The organism is uncultured Thermomonas sp. (assembly GCF_937872235.1).
In the GTDB taxonomy this organism is placed as follows: domain Bacteria; phylum Pseudomonadota; class Gammaproteobacteria; order Xanthomonadales; family Xanthomonadaceae; genus Thermomonas; species Thermomonas beijingensis.
The window spans coordinates 1-16,166 of record NZ_CALMPC010000100.1 but is presented as its reverse complement, the minus strand read 5'-3'; the positions used below and the strand labels follow the sequence as shown (position 1 = coordinate 16,166).

Annotated in this window: 14 protein-coding genes, 1 tRNA gene and 1 pseudogene; 3 read left to right on the top strand and 13 right to left on the bottom strand. The window is 62.0% G+C overall.

From position 1 onward, the window contains the following. Window positions 1-50 precede the first annotated feature (50 nt). Entirely contained in the window at window positions 51-854 is an 804-nt protein-coding gene (locus QWB57_RS09015) for a TatD family hydrolase (RefSeq protein ID WP_288969211.1), read from the bottom strand. Between the two features lie 22 nt (window positions 855-876). Continuing rightward, entirely contained in the window at window positions 877-2,232 is a 1,356-nt protein-coding gene (gene mgtE / locus QWB57_RS09010; protein WP_223628975.1) for a magnesium transporter, read from the bottom strand. A gap of 269 nt (window positions 2,233-2,501) precedes the next feature. On the opposite strand from mgtE, the gene hrpB reads away from it, so the two are divergent. Continuing rightward, a complete protein-coding gene (gene hrpB / locus QWB57_RS09005; protein ID WP_288969209.1) occupies window positions 2,502-5,111 on the top strand; it encodes an ATP-dependent helicase HrpB in 2,610 nt (869 codons plus the stop codon). Window positions 5,112-5,195: 84 nt separating this feature from the next. After that, a complete protein-coding gene (locus tag QWB57_RS09000; protein WP_223628981.1) occupies window positions 5,196-5,510 on the top strand; it encodes a hypothetical protein in 315 nt (104 codons plus the stop codon). Between the two features lie 6 nt (window positions 5,511-5,516). Here QWB57_RS09000 and QWB57_RS08995 read toward each other — a convergent pair whose 3' ends face one another. The 5 genes from QWB57_RS08995 to ubiA all read right to left on the bottom strand — a co-directional run bounded on the left by QWB57_RS08995 (window position 5,517) and on the right by ubiA (window position 11,414). Continuing rightward, window positions 5,517-6,590: a HAMP domain-containing sensor histidine kinase gene (locus QWB57_RS08995; RefSeq protein WP_288969207.1), complete on the bottom strand. Its 1,074-nt coding sequence runs from the start codon at window positions 6,588-6,590 to the stop codon at window positions 5,517-5,519. Between the two features lie 103 nt (window positions 6,591-6,693). After that, window positions 6,694-7,236 carry a pseudouridine synthase gene (locus QWB57_RS08990; protein ID WP_288969206.1) on the bottom strand — a complete coding sequence of 181 codons (543 nt, stop codon included), beginning with the start codon at window positions 7,234-7,236 and terminating at the stop codon, window positions 6,694-6,696. 7 nt (window positions 7,237-7,243) lie between these two features. Further along, window positions 7,244-8,101 (bottom strand): methyltransferase, encoded by an 858-nt coding sequence (locus QWB57_RS08985; RefSeq protein ID WP_288969204.1) that lies wholly within the window; start codon window positions 8,099-8,101, stop codon window positions 7,244-7,246. Window positions 8,102-8,200: 99 nt separating this feature from the next. Then, window positions 8,201-10,414 carry an NADP-dependent isocitrate dehydrogenase gene (locus QWB57_RS08980; protein ID WP_223628996.1) on the bottom strand — a complete coding sequence of 738 codons (2,214 nt, stop codon included), beginning with the start codon at window positions 10,412-10,414 and terminating at the stop codon, window positions 8,201-8,203. 85 nt (window positions 10,415-10,499) lie between these two features. Next, window positions 10,500-11,414, bottom strand: a complete 915-nt coding sequence (gene ubiA, locus QWB57_RS08975) for a 4-hydroxybenzoate octaprenyltransferase (RefSeq protein WP_288969202.1) — start codon at window positions 11,412-11,414, stop codon at window positions 10,500-10,502. Between the two features lie 79 nt (window positions 11,415-11,493). Between ubiA and QWB57_RS08970 the strand changes: the two genes are divergently transcribed. Next, window positions 11,494-11,570 (top strand) — tRNA-Arg (locus QWB57_RS08970). Between the two features lie 132 nt (window positions 11,571-11,702). Here the strand turns inward: QWB57_RS08970 and QWB57_RS08965 are convergent. From QWB57_RS08965 to QWB57_RS08940, 6 genes and pseudogenes are all read right to left on the bottom strand, one after another. Next, the gene (locus tag QWB57_RS08965; protein ID WP_223629002.1) at window positions 11,703-12,209 is read right to left on the bottom strand and encodes a hypothetical protein; all 507 of its coding nucleotides are present in this window, start codon (window positions 12,207-12,209) and stop codon (window positions 11,703-11,705) included. Window positions 12,210-12,213: 4 nt separating this feature from the next. Continuing rightward, on the bottom strand, window positions 12,214-13,026 hold the full coding sequence (gene queF, locus QWB57_RS08960; RefSeq protein ID WP_223629006.1) for an NADPH-dependent 7-cyano-7-deazaguanine reductase QueF: 813 nt from the start codon (window positions 13,024-13,026) through the stop codon (window positions 12,214-12,216). 8 nt (window positions 13,027-13,034) lie between these two features. After that, window positions 13,035-13,487 (bottom strand): hypothetical protein, encoded by a 453-nt coding sequence (locus tag QWB57_RS08955; RefSeq protein ID WP_223629008.1) that lies wholly within the window; start codon window positions 13,485-13,487, stop codon window positions 13,035-13,037. 75 nt (window positions 13,488-13,562) lie between these two features. Further along, window positions 13,563-14,657 (bottom strand): annotated as a pseudogene (gene zapE, locus QWB57_RS08950) (cell division protein ZapE); the annotation flags it as partial. After that, a complete protein-coding gene (locus tag QWB57_RS08945; protein WP_223629012.1) occupies window positions 14,654-15,304 on the bottom strand; it encodes an alpha/beta fold hydrolase in 651 nt (216 codons plus the stop codon). The gene QWB57_RS08945 and the pseudogene zapE, both read right to left, overlap by 4 nt. 102 nt (window positions 15,305-15,406) lie before the next feature. After that, window positions 15,407-15,931, bottom strand: a complete 525-nt coding sequence (locus tag QWB57_RS08940; protein ID WP_223629013.1) for a c-type cytochrome — start codon at window positions 15,929-15,931, stop codon at window positions 15,407-15,409. Between the last annotated feature and the right edge of the window lie 235 nt (window positions 15,932-16,166).

Here is a 16,166-nt window from a genome sequence, read left to right as displayed (position 1 = left end):
GGTGGGGCGGGTTGGCGCGCAGCTTACACGCAACTAAACCAACAAGTACACTAATTTTGAATAACGTCCGGCAAACGGAAAAATGCACGGGCGGTGGCACTGCTGTGGGCGGCGGTCACGTCCGCCGCTTCACCGCGATCACGCGCCAATTCCTCCACGATATGCGCCAGATACATCGGCTCGTTGCGGCGGTCTTTGGGCATCGGCGAAATCGTGCGCGGCAACAGGTACGGCGCGTCGGTTTCGATCATCAAACGCTGGGCGGGAATGTGCTTCACCAGTTCGCGCAGATGCACGCCACGACGCTCGTCACACAGCCAGCCGGTGATGCCGATATGCCAGTCCTGATCCAGATAGTCGAACAGCTCCTCGCGGCTGCCGGTAAAGCAATGCACCACCCGCGGGCCAAGCTGGCCATCAAAGTTTTGCAGCATCGCCATGAAGTCGGCATGCGCATCGCGCTGATGCAGGAACAGCGGCTTTTGCGTGTCTACTGCAATCTGCAACTGTTTTTCGAACGCACTGCGTTGCGCCGGGCGCGGCGAAAAATCGCGAAAGTAATCCAGCCCGCATTCGCCCACCGCCACCACTTCCGCGTGCGCGTGCAGGGCGCGTAGCTCGGCATCGCATTCGGCGGTGTATTCGCTGGCGTGGTGTGGGTGCACACCGGCGGTGGCAAACCACTGCCCGGGTTTGCTGCGCGCCAATTCGAGTGCCTTGGGCGAATGTTCGCGGGATGCGCCGGTCAGGATGGCGCGCGTCACCCCCGCCGCCACGGCGCGTTGCCACACCGCTTCGCGGTCGCGGTCGAAGCTGTCGTGGCTGAGGTTCAGGCCGATGTCGATCAAATCCATGGCGTGATGTTACCTGTGTCACTCACAACAGCGTGCCGCCCAAGATCATTGCGGCGATGCTGAAATAGATAACGAGGCCGGTGACATCGACCAAGGTGGCCACAAACGGTGCCGAGGCACTGGCCGGGTCGAAGCCCAGCCGTTGCAGTGCAAATGGCAGCATCGAGCCGGTCAACGAACCAAAACTGACAATGCCAATCAAGGCCGCCGCCACGGTCAGCGCCAGCAATACCCAATGCGGGCCATAGTCGTAGATGCCGCCGTATTGCCAAATGCTGATGCGGATGATGGCGATCGCACCCAGCATGGCGCCCAGCAACATGCCGGTGGGCAATTCGCGCAAGGCCACTTTCCACCAGTCGCGCAAGCGCACTTCGCCCAAGGCCAAGCTGCGGATCAGCAACGAGGTCGCCTGCGAGCCAGAGTTGCCGCCCGAGCTCATGATCAGGGGAATGAACAAGGTCAACACCACCGCTTTGGCCAGCTCGTCATCGAAATGCTGCATCGCGCTGGCGGTGAGCATTTCACCCAGGAATAACGCGCACAACCAGCCGGCGCGTTTTTTGATCATCGCCCAAAACCCGGTATTGATGTACGGCTGCGCGATGGCCTGCATGCCCCCGAATTTGTGCGCGTCTTCGGTGCCTTCGGCAATCAGCGCATCCAGTACGTCATCCACCGTCACCACGCCCAGCACATGCCGGGCTTCATCCAACACTGGGATCGCCAGCAAGTCATGGCGACGAATCAAGCGCGCCACTTCTTCCTGGTCGGTGCTGGCCGACACCCACACCGGTTCGGTGCGTTGCGCTTGCGACAGCGCGGGGGCATCCGGTTCGCCGGCCACCAAGCGCCGCAGTGACACCGTGCGCACTAATGCATGTGTGGCGGGATCCAACAGGTAGATGGCGTACACGGTTTCGCGGCTGCGCTCGACATCGCGGATATGCGCCAAGGTTTGCGCCACCGTCCAATCGGCGGGAACCGACACAAATTCGGTGGTCATCAGGCTGCCCGCAGTATGCGGCGGGTAGCGCATCAGCTGGCGCAGGGCCTCCAGGGTGCCGCTGCGCATCCGCCCGGACAGCCGTGTGCGGTCGGCTTCGTCCAACTCCAGCAGCACGTCGGCGGCGCGGTCATCGGCCATGCCTTCCAGCAGCGCAGCGGCACGTGCATCCGGCATCCGCGCAATCAAGTTGCCGGCGCGTTGCAGCTCGGGGCGGTCGAACATGTCGATGACGCGGGCCAGCGGCAAGCCCGCAACAATGTCGGTGGCCGCATCAAGGCTGCGGGCATTCAAGGACTCAACGGCATCGGCAATATTTTGCGATGCAAAGGGCAACAACTCAGGCGCTACCGCCTGCAAGATCGGGGTCATGGCTCACCTCTGTGAACAAGGTTGCGGCTGTCGCCGCGTGAGCCGGTCAACAATCAGTCCGGTGCGCGCAACGACAGCATGGGCAATCGACTGCAACTGTCGCTTGGCATCGTGAAAATCTCCTGGGAATGCCGGGCTTGGGGGCGATGACACACACCATCCAAGGCAGGCGCGGCAAGGCTACGCTGCTGCTGCGTGAGGGTCAACGTTATGGCGTATCCCTTCGCAGGTGGCAGTGGTTTTGGGTGGCGGGCGGTTAATCTTTAGCGATGTCGTCAACCTCATTTCCCATCGCGCCGCTGCTGGCAGACATCCGCGCATCGCTCGCGCTGCATCCACGCCTGGTGCTGGAAGCCCCGCCCGGGGCGGGCAAGACTACCCAGGTGCCGCTGGCACTGGTGGATGCCGATTGGTTGGACGGCAAGAAAATCGTGATGTTGGAACCGCGCCGGGTGGCTGCGCGCAGCGCTGCCGTATTCATGGCCAAGCAGTTGGGTGAAGAGGTTGGCCAAACCGTTGGCTACCGCATTCGGTTTGAAAACAAGGTGTCGGCAAAGACGCGTATCGAGGTCGTCACGGAAGGCATCCTCACCCGCATGTTGCAGGATGACCCGTTGTTGGAAGGGATCGGCGCGATTGTTTTTGATGAATTCCACGAACGCCATTTAAGCGGCGATTTGGGGTTGGCGCTGGCACTGGATGTGCAAGCGGGGCTGCGCGAAGACCTGCGCATCGTGCTGATGTCGGCCACCCTGGATGGCGAAAAACTCGCCAGCTTCCTGGATGCTCCGCGGCTGTCCAGTGCGGGGCGAAGTTATCCGGTCGCAGTTTCGCATTTCCCTGCCAAGCGTGAAGAAGCGTTGGAGCACCAAGTGCGGCGCTGCGTGGAACATGCGCTGGCGACGCATCCGGGGGATCTGTTGGTGTTCCTGCCGGGGCAGAGGGAGATTGCGAAGGTGGAGCGGCTACTCGCGGCTGCGCTGCCGGTACCTGGGGTGCTGCTTTCCCCTCAGTCGGGGCATCCTGCCCCGATTCGGGCGCGCGCCATCCATGGCGCGCTTGACGCAACACCCCAGGTACCGGCATCACAGCTTTCGACCATCGAGGTGCTGCCCCTGCACGGCGAGCTCCCCCTCGAACAACAAACCCACGTGTTGCAAGCTGCGGCAGATGGTCGCCGCCGCGTGGTGTTGGCGACCAATGTGGCGGAATCCTCCGTCACCCTGCCAGGGGTGCGCGTGGTGATTGATGCCGGGTTGGCACGCGAGCCGAAATTTGAGCCCAACAGCGGGTTTTCGCGCCTGGAAACCGTGGCCATATCGCAAGCCAGTGCCGACCAGCGCGCCGGCCGCGCCGGGCGCGTGGCCGACGGTTGGGCGTATCGCTTGTGGCCACAATCGCAGCGCTTGGAGCCGCAGCGCAAACCGGAAATCGCGCAGGTGGAATTGGCGGCACTGGCGCTGGAATTGGCCGTGTGGGGGAGTAGTGAATTGCGTTTCGTGGATGCGCCGCCCTCCGGCGCATTGGCGGCGGGGCGGGAGGTGTTGCAGAGGCTGGGTGCGCTGGATGCGCAAGGCGCCATCACCGCACGCGGCAAACGCATGCTCGGCTTGGGCACGCATCCACGTTTGGCTGCCATGCTGCTGGCAAGCGGCGAGCCGCAGCAGGTGGCATTGGCTTGTGATCTTGCCGCGCTGGTGGAAGCGCGGGATCCGCTGCGCACACGGTCCGATGCGCTGGCGCAGCGCTGGCAGGCCTTGGCGGCATTTCGCAATGGTCGGGTGCCCGTCGATGCCAACCGCAGCGGCTTGGCAGCGATGGATACCGCGGCCAAACAATGGCGCCGCCGCCTGCGTTGTACGGCGCTGCCGCCCGCCTCTGCACCTGCGCATGCACTGGGCGATCTGCTGGCGCACGCCTTTCCCGACCGCATCGGCAAACAGCATCCGCAAGACCCCAAACGCTATCAGCTGGCCAACGGCCGCATGTTGCGCTTGTTCGACGATTCCGCGTTGTATGGCGAGCCGTGGCTGGTGGCCAGCGAGCTGCGTTTCGAGGCCAAGGATGCGTTGCTGCTGCGCGCTGCACCGGTGGATGATGTGTATCTGCGCCACGCCTTCGCCGCGCATTTTCAAACCAGCGATGACGTCCGTTGGGATGCCGGCAAACGTGCGCTGCTGAGCGAGCGCGTTGAACGCTTCGATGGCATCGTGCTGGCAACAAAATCTGCCGGAAAAGTGGATCCTGCGTTGGCCGCGCAGGCCTTGATCGATGCGGTGCGTGACTTGGGATTGGGCTGTTTGCCGTGGAGTGAAGCGCTCACGCAATGGTGCAACCGTGTGCAATGCCTACGGGTGTGGATGCCGGAGCTGGGCCTGCCGGATCTATCGGATGTCGCGCTGCTTGCCACACTGGAGACATGGTTGAAGCCCGCCTTCAGCGGCAAGACGCGCCTGGATGCCCTCGACCCCAGTGAACTTTCCGGCGCATTGAAATCCGGCATCAACTGGAGCCTGCGGCAACGCATCGACCAGTTCGCGCCCACCCACATCAACGTGCCTTCGGGCTTGCAACGGGCGATCGAGTACCCGCTTGATGACCACGGCCAACCGGCATCGCCGGTGCTGGCGGTGAAGTTGCAGGAATTGTTCGGGCTGGCGCACACCCCGCGTATTGCCGATGGCCGCGTGCCGCTGCTGCTGCATCTGCTCTCGCCCGGCGGAAAACCGCTGCAAGTGACCGCCGACCTGCACAACTTCTGGGCCAATACCTATGCCGAAGTGAAAAAGGAAATGAAAGGCCGCTACCCGCGCCACCCATGGCCGGACGACCCGTGGAATGCCACCGCCACCCATCGCGCCAAACCGCGTGGCACCTGAATGACCGGACACGGGGTACTGCAAGGCGACCCAAATATCGCCATACTCGAATCAGACCATCCGTACACAGCCAAGGAGTACGTCATGAGCAAACTCGACAAAGCACAAGATCGCGCGCTGGAGTTGATCGGCGAGATTGGCGACGGCTTGCGCAAGAAGGTGCCGGACAAAGCGGTGCAATGGCTGGAAACCGGTGCTGCCATTGGTGCGTTGCGGGCCGGCTCGAAAGTGGCGGGCACGTTTGTGCGGCGCAACCCGGTGTTGGTGGGGGCGGCGGTGGTCGGCGCGGGGGTGCTTTGGTACGCGGCGCGCCAGCGGGCCAAAAAATCCGCGGTGATTGATGGCCAAGCCACACGCCTGCGACACGCCGATGCCGAACAGGACGAATACGGCGTGTAATCCCGGTTACCCGAAGCAATGCGCGCAATCGGCTTCGGGTAGTTCCACCACAAAGCGTGCGCCGCGCTCTTCGCGGTCTTCGTACCACAGATTGCCGCCGGCATTGGCAATCCATTGGCGCGACAGCGCCAAACCCAGGCCGCTGGAGTGGTCGTTAACCTCGGCCGGTCCTGCGGCGCGTTGGAAGGGCTGAAACAGGTTTGCCTGGAAATCGGCGGACACGCCCGGGCCACGGTCTTGCGCCACCAGTTGCCACGTCCCTTGGCGTCCGTTGCGGATCAGCAATTCCAGTTCGCCGCCTGCACGGGCATATTTCAACGCGTTGCTGACCAAATTCTCACCCACCTGACGCATCAGTTGGTCGCTGATGGCGACACAGGCGGTGCTGCTGGTGGTGTGGATGTGGAGGTGCAGCCCGCTGGCTTCCAGTTGCAATTCATAGCGCGCGGCCAGCCACTGCACGATGTCGGCCAGATGCGCGCAGGTGTGCGTGTTGCGCGGCAATGCGGATGCCGGCTTGGCTTGGCTTTGCAGATAGCTGCGGATATAGCCCAAGGCTTCGCGCGTGCTGTCGTCGATGATTTGCAAATAGCGCGGCCTGCGTTCGGGTTTGCAATCCGGTAGCGCCAGCATTTCACTGGCAAACAGCACACTGGCCAGTGGGTTCTTCAAATCATGCGCGACCAAATTCAGGAGTTCTTCACGCTCACGCGCCACTTGCGCCAAGCGGTCTTGGGTCAGCTTGAGCGACAAATGCACGCGGATATGCGCCAGCACTTCATTGTCGTCATAGGGCTTGCGGATACAGGCCACCGCGCCAGCGGCGAAGGCATTGAGTAGCCGCTGGTGATCATGCGCGACGGTCAAAAACACGACCGGAATTGCGCGCACGCTCGATTGTTGCAAAGCGCCCAGCACCGGCAGCCCGACGGCGCCAGGCAGCGGGGTATCGAGCACGATTAAATCCGGTTGCTGGGCCACGGCGGTTGCCACCGCAGACTCGCCACCGCAGACCTCCACGTGGTGCCCGTCTTGCAGCAGCCGCTGCACCAATACCGCATCGGTACTGGGTTCGGGCATTACAACCAGTACGCGACCCTTAGTGACAACTCGATGAGGCATCCGCGCAAGTATCGTTCACGAAATCAGCTGCTACGTTAACAAACAGCGGGCACGGGTGGCATTACTGTTTGTCCACACCTCGCCATTGCCCCGGTTGCAGGTCTTGCAGCGTGTGCTTGCCAATTGCCACCCGCACCAGCCGCAATGTGGGCAAGCCCACCGCTGCCGTCATCCGCCGCACTTGTCGGTTGCGGCCTTCGTGGATCAGCAGTTCGATCCAGGCATCCGGCACGGTTTTGCGAAATCGCACCGGCGGGTCACGTGGCCACAGTGGTGGTGTTTCGATGCGCCGCACTTGCGCCGGCAAGGTGCGGCCATCGTTCAGCAACACGCCTTGTCGCAACGCCACAAGTTGCGCGTCCTGTGGCGTGCCTTCCACCTGCACCCAATAGGTTTTGGACAGCTTATGACGCGGGTCGGTGAGGCGATGTGCCAACGCGCCATCGTCGGTGAGCAGCAACAAGCCCTCGGAGTCAAAATCCAGCCGTCCCGCCGCATACACCCCTGCCGGCAGGTCAAACTCGGCCAGCGTGCCCCGCGTTGGCGTGCTGCGGTCGGTGAACTGACACAGCACGTTGAAAGGCTTGTTGAAGGCAATCAGCATCCGCAACTCAGCGCGGTTTGCGAAACCGCAGGGTCATGCGGTCGCTTTCACCAATCGCTTGATACTTGGCATCGTCAGCGGCGTCGTGCTGATTGGTGGGCGGCAATGTCCACACGCCATTGGGATGATTGGCATTGTCTTTCGGGTTGGCATTGATCTGACTTTTGGCCTCCAGTTTGAAACCGGCCTGGGTGGCCAATTGGATGACCAGGGCTTCGGTCAAATAGCCGGTTTTTTTCATCGTCTCCAACGATGTCCCGGGCTTGGCGCGATGATCGGCCACACCCAAGGTGCCACCGGGTTTGAGCACGTCGAAAAAGGCGCGGAAATAGGTATCGGCATTGCCATCGGCCACCCAGTTATGCGCATTGCGGAAGGTCAGCACCATGTCGGCCGACCCCGGAGTGCCGAACACCGGCTTGGCCGGGTCAAACACCGGTAACGCCGGGGTGCCATAGATCTGTGGTGCCGCCGAAAACTTTTCTCTCAACGCCTTGTTCAGGCGGTAACGGTACTCGGGCTGATTGGGGATGGCGTCATCCCAAATCGCGGCAGCATAGTGGCCACGGTTGCGCAGGTAAGGTGCCAGGATGTCGGCATACCAACCGCCACCGGGAGTGATTTCAACCACGGTGTCATCCGGTTTCACCCCAAAGAACGCCAGCGTCTGCGCCGGGTGGCGGTATTGGTCGCGCGCGCGGTCTTTGGCATTGCGCCAGCTGCCGTTGATGGCGGCATCAAACGCGGTGGCATGCGGCTTGGCGTGCGGCCTGGCCGCCGTCGGTTTGTCGGCCGGTGCGGGCGCGGCATGGGTGGCACTGCACGCCAGCAAGGCGGCAAGGCTGATCACAATGGAGCGGAGCATGCGGAAGACCTCACAGGGGTGTGCGGCCATCGTAGCCGCAAATGCACGCAGCCCGGCGGATAGCCGGGCTGCGTGGGGGGGGCTTGGACGCAAAAAAATTTACAGTGTGGCGAGTGCGGCATTAAGCGTTGCCGATGGCCGCATCGCCGGCACCAACTTGTCCATCTGTGGTTGGTAGTAGCCGCCGATGTCGACCGGTTTGCCCTGCACGGCGATCAACTCCTCCACGATTTTGGCTTCGTTATCGGTCAGGGTTTTGGCCAGTACGGCAAATTTCGCTGCCAGTGCAGGATCGGTGGTTTGCGCGGCCAAGGCTTGTGCCCAGTACAGCGCCACATAGAAATGGCTGCCGCGATTATCAATGGTGCCCAACTTGCGGCCTGGCGAGCGGTCGTTGTCGAGGAACAGTGCGTTGGCTGCATCCAGTGCATCGGCCAACACCTGCGCGGTCTGGTTGCCGGTGGTGTTGGCCAGGTGTTCAAACGAAGCCCCCAACGCCAAAAATTCACCCAGCGAATCCCAGCGCAAATAGTCTTCTTCCAAGAACTGCTGGACATGCTTGGGCGCGCTGCCACCGGCACCGGTTTCGAACAAGCCACCGCCATTCATCAGCGGCACGATGGATAGCATTTTGGCGCTGGTGCCCAGCTCCATGATCGGGAACAGGTCGGTCAGATAGTCGCGCAGCACATTGCCGGTGGCGGCGATCGTGTCCAAGCCTGCGCGCACGCGCTTGAGGGTTTGCCGCATCGCACGGATCGGACTCAGGATGCTGATATCAAGGCCATTGGTGTCGTGCTCATTGAGGTAGGCGGCCACTTTGGCGACCAAGCCACGGTCATGGTCGCGACGCGGATCCAACCAGAAAATCACCGGCGTATTCGACAGGCGCGCACGGGTCACCGCGAGTTTGACCCAGTCACGAATGGCCGCATCCTTGGTCTGGCACATGCGCCAGATATCACCCGCCTTGACTGGGTGCTGCAACAACACGGTGCCGTGCTCGTCAATCACGCGCACGGTGCCATCGCCACTGATTTTGAAGGTCTTGTCGTGGCTGCCGTATTCTTCGGCGGCCTGCGCCATCAGGCCCACATTCGGCACGCTGCCCATGGTGGCCGGATCGAACGCGCCGTGTTCCTTGCAATCGTCGATTACCGCTTGATAGATGCCCGAATAATTACGATCTGGAATCAGTGCCTTGGTGTCCTGCAGCTGGCCTTGTGCGTTCCACATCTTGCCGCTGTCGCGGATCATCGCCGGCATCGATGCGTCCACGATCACGTCCGACGGCACATGCAAATTGGTGATGCCCTTGTCGGAGTTCACCATTGCCAGCGCCGGTCGCTGCGCGTACAGCGCGCTGATGTCGGCCTCGATTGCAGCGCGTTGTGATTCCGGCAACTGACCCAGCTTGGCGTACAAATCACCGATGCCGTTATTGGGATCAAACCCGATTTCGGCCAGCGTACGCGGGTGTTTTTCCAGCACAGGTGCGTAAAAACGCGACACCACGATGCCAAACATGATCGGGTCGCTGACCTTCATCATGGTGGCTTTCAAATGCAGCGAGAACAGCACATCGCGTGCCTTGGCGTCTGCAATCTGCGCATCCACGAAATCGGCCAGCGCCTTGGCATCCAGCACCGCCGCATCGATCACCTCACCGGCCTGCACCGGCACCGGCCCGCGTAGCGGGAAACTGCTGCCAGTCACGCTGGTGTATTCAATCCGCACATTGCCCGGATTGACCATGGTGTAAGACTGCTCGCTGCCGTAGAAATCGCCGGACTCCATGTTTGCAACATGCGATTGCGAAGCTGCATCCCATTTGCCCATGCGGTGCGGATGCTTCTTGGCATACGCCTTCACCGACGCCGGTGCGCGACGGTCGGAATTGCCTTCGCGCAGCACCGGATTCACTGCGCTGCCCTTGGTGCGGTCGTAACGCTGCTTGATGTCTTTTTCGCGCTCGCCCTGCGGTGCGTCTGGGTAGTCCGGCAGCGGGTAGCCCTTGTCCTGCAATTCCTTGATCGCCGCTTTCAGCTGCGGCACCGAGGCGCTGATATTAGGCAGCTTGATGATGTTGGCTTCCGGCGTTTTGGCCAGCTCGCCCAACTCGGCCAAATCATCACTGACCGCACGTTCGCCCAGCAACTGCGGAAATTGCGCCAGAATCCGTGCGGATAGCGAGATATCGCGGGTTTCAACCACCACGCCGGCGCTGCGCGCATACGCCTGCACGATGGGCAGAAACGATGCCGTGGCAAGGAAGGGCGCTTCATCGGTCAGCGTGTACAGGATCTTGGACATGGCGGTTCACGGGCGCGGAGGAGGCGCTTATTGTCACCGATTGCGGCGTCAAGAAAAATCCAGCCTTGCCTGGATCCGCGCAGCCTCAGGCCGCCGCCGCTTTCGTGCGCAATGCGAAATCTGCGGCGATGCCGGCAAAGATCACCATCCCCACCCAGTTGTTGTGCAAGAACGCGCGGAAACAGGCCTCGCGCTCGCGTCCACGCGCCAGCCCGAACTGATACACCACCAGCACGCAGGCCAGCCCCAGCCCCAGCCAAAAATACAGGCCCATGCCGGCGTCGCGGCCCACCAGCACCAGCGCTGCAAGCATGCCGGAATACAGCACGGCCTGCGCGGCCAGATCCATGTCGCCAAACAAAATCGCGGTGGATTTGGCGCCCATACGGATATCGTCGTCGCGGTCCACCATCGCATACCAAGTGTCATACGCGGTGGCCCAGAAGATATTGGCCACATACAACACCCACGCCAGTTTCGGCACGCTGCCGGTCAGCGCCGCAAACCCCATCGGGATACCCCAACCAAATGCCATCCCCAAATACACCTGCGGCAGATAGGTATGGCGTTTCAAATAGGGATAACTGGCCGCCAAGACCACGCCGACCACGCTCATGTAAATGGTCAGCCGGTTCTGCGTCAGCACCAGTGCAAATGCCAGCAGCATCAGCAGCGCAAACAAGACCAGCGCCTCGCGCCCGGACACCGCACCGGTGACCAATGGCCGCTGTTGGGTGCGCGCCACACTGCCATCCAGCCAGCGGTCGGCGTAGTCGTTGATCACGCAACCGGCGGCGCGGGTCAGCCACACCCCCAGAGTGAACACCAGCAACGGCCACACCGGCGGCAAGCCCTTGGCCGCCAGCCACAATCCCCACCATGTGGGCCACAACAACAACAGCCAACCGATCGGGCGATCGGCGCGGGTCAATTGTGCGTAGTGACGCAAACGTGCGCGCCAATCCGGCTCGGGAGCCTCAACAGGGGAAGAAGATGCCATCCCATTAGCCTACCAGCGGCACATTTTGGTGCAATCATGCGAGAATGCGCGTCCGCGATGCACCGCCATCGTGCGCAACGCGCCTGTAGCTCAGCCGGATAGAGTAGTGGCTTCCGAAGCCATTGGTCGGGGGTTCGAATCCCTCCAGGCGCGCCATCTTGCAGATGGCTTCCTGTCGTGATTGCCGGCCTTCGCACACAGCGCGAAGGCGTTCACTGCCACCGCGAAGCTGCGCTTCGCAAGCGGTGCCGCTCACCCCTCCAGGCGCGCCATTTGCGCGAATGGTGCCTAGCGGACAGACGCCACGCTTGCAGCCGGCAGCGGCGCATCGACTTCAAACAACCGCGTTTGTACCAGCATCTGGTCCAGCAGCAGCTCCAGTTTGTAGTGGCCCGCTGGCCAGCCGTTGGGTCTGCTGATCTGGAACGTGGTCACGGCATTGCCGTTGAAGACCAAGGTCTTACCCTCGGCCAGCACGGTTTGTTTGCTGTCCAGGTGGCTCCAGCGGGCATCAAGGCGGTGCGGGGTGGGGGACTGGCCGCTGAGTACGAGTGACGCATAGATCGTGTCGCTGGGAGCAAAGCGCAACATCGGGGCCAGCACGCGCTGGTCGCTGCCAAGCGCGTTGCCCAATTCGATGCGGGCAATGGCAGGGGTATTGGCGGATGGCAACGAGTGCATCGCGGCGGGGGTGGTTGCGGGCAGCGTTGCCGTTGGCATGCGTGCGGCGGGTGTGGTGGCGGGTTGGCAGCCGGCCAGCACGCCGAGCAGAGGCAAGCTGTGCAGCAGGCGCATGGCTTTATTGCCGGTGGGCGCGCTGCGCGTTGGGCGCGGGGCTGCCGGGGGTGGCGCGCCACGGATTGATATCCAGACCGCCGCGCCGGGTGTAGCGCGCATGCACCGACAATTGTTGCGGCTGGCAGTGGGCCAATATGTCGATAAAGATACGTTCCACGCATTGTTCGTGGAATTCGGCGTGGTCGCGGAAGCTGACCAGATAGCGCAACAACCCGGCGCGGTCGATGCGTGGGCCGCAGTAGGCAATGCTCACATCGGCCCAGTCGGGTTGGCCGGTGACCGGGCAATTGGATTTGAGCAACGCGCTGTGCAGGGCCTCTTCTGCCAGGCTGTCCGCATCGGCGTGCAGCAGGCTGGCATCGGGCGGGCCATAACAGGTGATCGCGATGTCTTGAACATCCAGGTTGCCGGCGGCATCGTCGCTGCCGATGGCAGGCACACCAAATTGCACGCTGACCAGTGCGCCGGCTGCTTGCGATAAGTCCGCTGCAATCCGCAGACGCACATGCTCGGCACTTTCAAACACGCTTGCGTTGAACGAGTTGAGGTAGAGCTTGAGCGACTTGGATTCGATCAAATTGGCCGAGGTAGCGGGCACCTGCAGGGTCGCGGTGGCCACCTGCGGCAAGCCATGAGGGTTCAGCCAAGACAGCTCGAACGCTTGCCAGCGGTCATGGCCGATGAACGGCAATGCATTGCCATCAATCCCCAATTGCGCACGTGCCAGCGCCCGCGCGATCGGGTACAGCAGGCGCGGGTCATAGTGCGCGGGATAGACAACCTCGCGCCCCAACAGTGAACCTTCGATGGTCATTGCAGGCCTTACTTGACCTCGAACTGCACCAGCGCCACCGGTCGACCATTGGCATCGACCTCGACATTGTAGGCGCCGGTATCGGTGGGGGCGAATTCGAATACCGTGAACGGCCCCTGGATGTTCTTGGTGTCTTCTTTCTGCGATTTGCCCTGATTGAACCAGAACACTTCCAGCCGTTCGCCTTGCTTGCGACCGAACTTGGTGGGCACCGAGATGTACACGGTTTGTCCGCTCTTGAATTCGCGCAGCGGGGTGGTGATGTCGCCGTTGCCATCGACCTCGGCACCGGCCTTGGCCGCATTCGGGTTGACGACGACCGACTCCACGCCATCGTCGTGGCGCTGCGGCACGCTGGTGTTGTCATCCACAGGCTTGGGCACCTGCGGGCCTTGGCGGTTGCAGGCAGTCAGAGCCACAGCGGCGAGGAGCAGGCACAGGAAGCGGGGCACTGGCATCATCGGGATTCCTAGCAATCAAACAGGTGTGATGCCGCCCATTCTAACGGGCTGGGCGCGGCCAGCCCCAGCAGAGCATGAACGATGGGGCTGCAACAGATAGTCGGTGGACTGCATTTCCACCAAGCGCGAGGCGGTGCGCTCGAATGCGCCGCGCAGACGCTGCCCGGCGTACAGTGCCATCGGAGGGTTGGCCGCAGTGCACACGAGATTGACGTGGCGGTCGTACATTTCATCAATCAAGTTGATGAAGCGTTGCGCGGAATCCTCATTATTGGCATCAAACGCCGGAATACCGCCCAGCAACACGGTGTGAAATTCGCGGGCAATTTCAATGTAGTCGGTAGTGCCGCGTGGACCCTCGCACAGTGCGGCAAAATCGAACCAGCACAAGCCCTGTCCACGTGCGCGCACCGCAATGCGGCGGTCGTCGATGACAATACCGGCATCGCGATGTGCAGCATCACCGCCCAGCGCTTGCCAACGTTCCTCCAGCCACGCATCGGCGTTGGCATCCAGGGGTGTGCGATAGACAGGTGAGCGGGTCAGTGCGCGCAGTCGATAATCGGTGCTGCTGATTAGCTCGACTACATTGCAATGCCGGGTAATCAAATCAATCGCCGGCAGGAAGCGTGCGCGTTGCAGGCCGTCTTGGTACAGATTGACCGGCGCGGTATTGGAGCTGGTGACCAAGGTCACGCCCTGTGCGAACAGATGCTCCAGCAGGCGGCCCAACAACATCGCGTCACCGATATCATCGACGAAGAACTCATCCAGCACCAAAATCCGCAGGCTGTGTCGCCACTCTTGGGCAATGGTTACCAGCGGATCAGCTTCACCGGTGTGCGCACGCAGGCGTGCATGCACATCGCGCATAAAGCGATGGAAATGGGTGCGCTGTTTTTCCTTGAACGGCAGGCCATCGAAAAACAGATCGATCAGGAACGTCTTGCCACGCCCAACACCACCCCACAAGTACAGGCCTTGCGGGCCGGCGTCAGGGGTGTGATCGAACCAGCGGGCGAACAGGCTGCGTGCAGGTGGCGGCACCAGCAGCGCCTGATGGATGTGATCAAGCGCAGTTAGCGCGGCGTGTTGCGCAGGGTCGTCCAACCAATCGCCACGCGCCACGCCTGCAGCGTAACGCTGCGACGGAGTTGCCACCGCCGTCATGCCGGCAGCCAGTTCCGTACGCTGTTGCGGATCAGGCCGCGCAGGTCAATCAATTTGCGATGGAAGAAATGACTGGTGTCAGGCATTTCGATCAGTTGTGGCGGCTGCGGTAAGCCACTGATCCAAGTGCGGACCGCATGTGCATCCACGATTTCATCACTCAGGCCCTGAATCACCAACCATGGCACCTGCGGCAACGCGATGTCATCGAACGCCCAACTACGGCCCACGGGGGGGGCAATCGAGATCAGCGCTTTGGCTCTCAGGTCCACCGCGCCGCACAGGGATACCCACGCACCAAAGCTGAACCCCGCCAGCCACAGCGCCTTGTCGGGATGCTGCAGCGCTGCCCACGCGACCACGGCACGCAGGTCATCCAGCTCGCCTTGACCGTTGTCGAACTGGCCATCGGAGTGACCCACGCCACGGAAATTAAAGCGCAATGTAGCGATCCCGGTTTCGCGCAAGGCACGTGCGGTGGTGGTCACCACCTTGTTGTGCATCGTGCCGCCCTCGGTAGGCAAGGGATGGCAAACCACCGCCAACAGCGGCTGCGGCGTGCCCTCGGCAGGGTCAAAGGCGACTTCGATCTGCCCGGCCGGGCCGGGAATAAGGACGCTGCAAGAGGTGGTGGTGCCGATTGTCATGTCAACATGATGCCGCAAGTGGCAAGGCATGGTGTTCTATCCTGGTGCACAAAACACAAACGCCGCCCTGCGGCGGCGCTTGCAAGCATGCGATGCGCGCGGTTACTTCTTGCTTTGCGCCACCATGTACTCGACGACTGCCTTGATCTGGTCGTCAGTCAGCGCCGGATTGCCGCCCTTGGCGGGCATGGTGCCGGCAGTGCCGGTGAAGCCTGCGGTCGCCTTCTTGATCAACTCCTCGATACCCTGTGCGCTGGCGCGGGCACCGATGCCGGCACTATCCAACTTGGGCGCGCCACCTACGCCAGCGGTATGACACCCGGTGCAGGGGCCGTTGTTGAAGATTTCAGCGCCATCGGTGCGGCCTTCAAACGGTACATTGGCGGTCAGCGCAGCCGTGGCGGCAGCCGCGGCAGCGGCTTGCGCGGCAGCACCGGTGGCGCCGGCATATACCGCACCGACCGGGCCAATGCGGTCTTGCAGGCGCTGTTGCGCGGCGGGATCGGTGGGGTATTCCACCTTGCCGTTCAGGTGATGGGCAAACAGGATCAGGCCCACCATTACCAGGAACAGAAAGGCAATCACCATCGAAAAGCGCTTCAGGAAAGCGAGGTCAGTCGTCCGCACAGTGCACCCACATGAAATGGCCGATTGCGGCCGTCAAGGCCCGGATTATTCCAGAATGAGCGCAGTAGTGCGAGGTCGGCCTTGCGGCGAGCGGGTGGCCGCCAGTTGAAAGGCGCGATGGACGAGAATTGTTAGCTGCGCGTGAATGCGGATTAACGCCTATTCAGGTTGGTCGGAAAGCTGCAAACAGTGATGCATTTCCGGATTCAGGTTGACAACGCATCGCGTTAGAGGT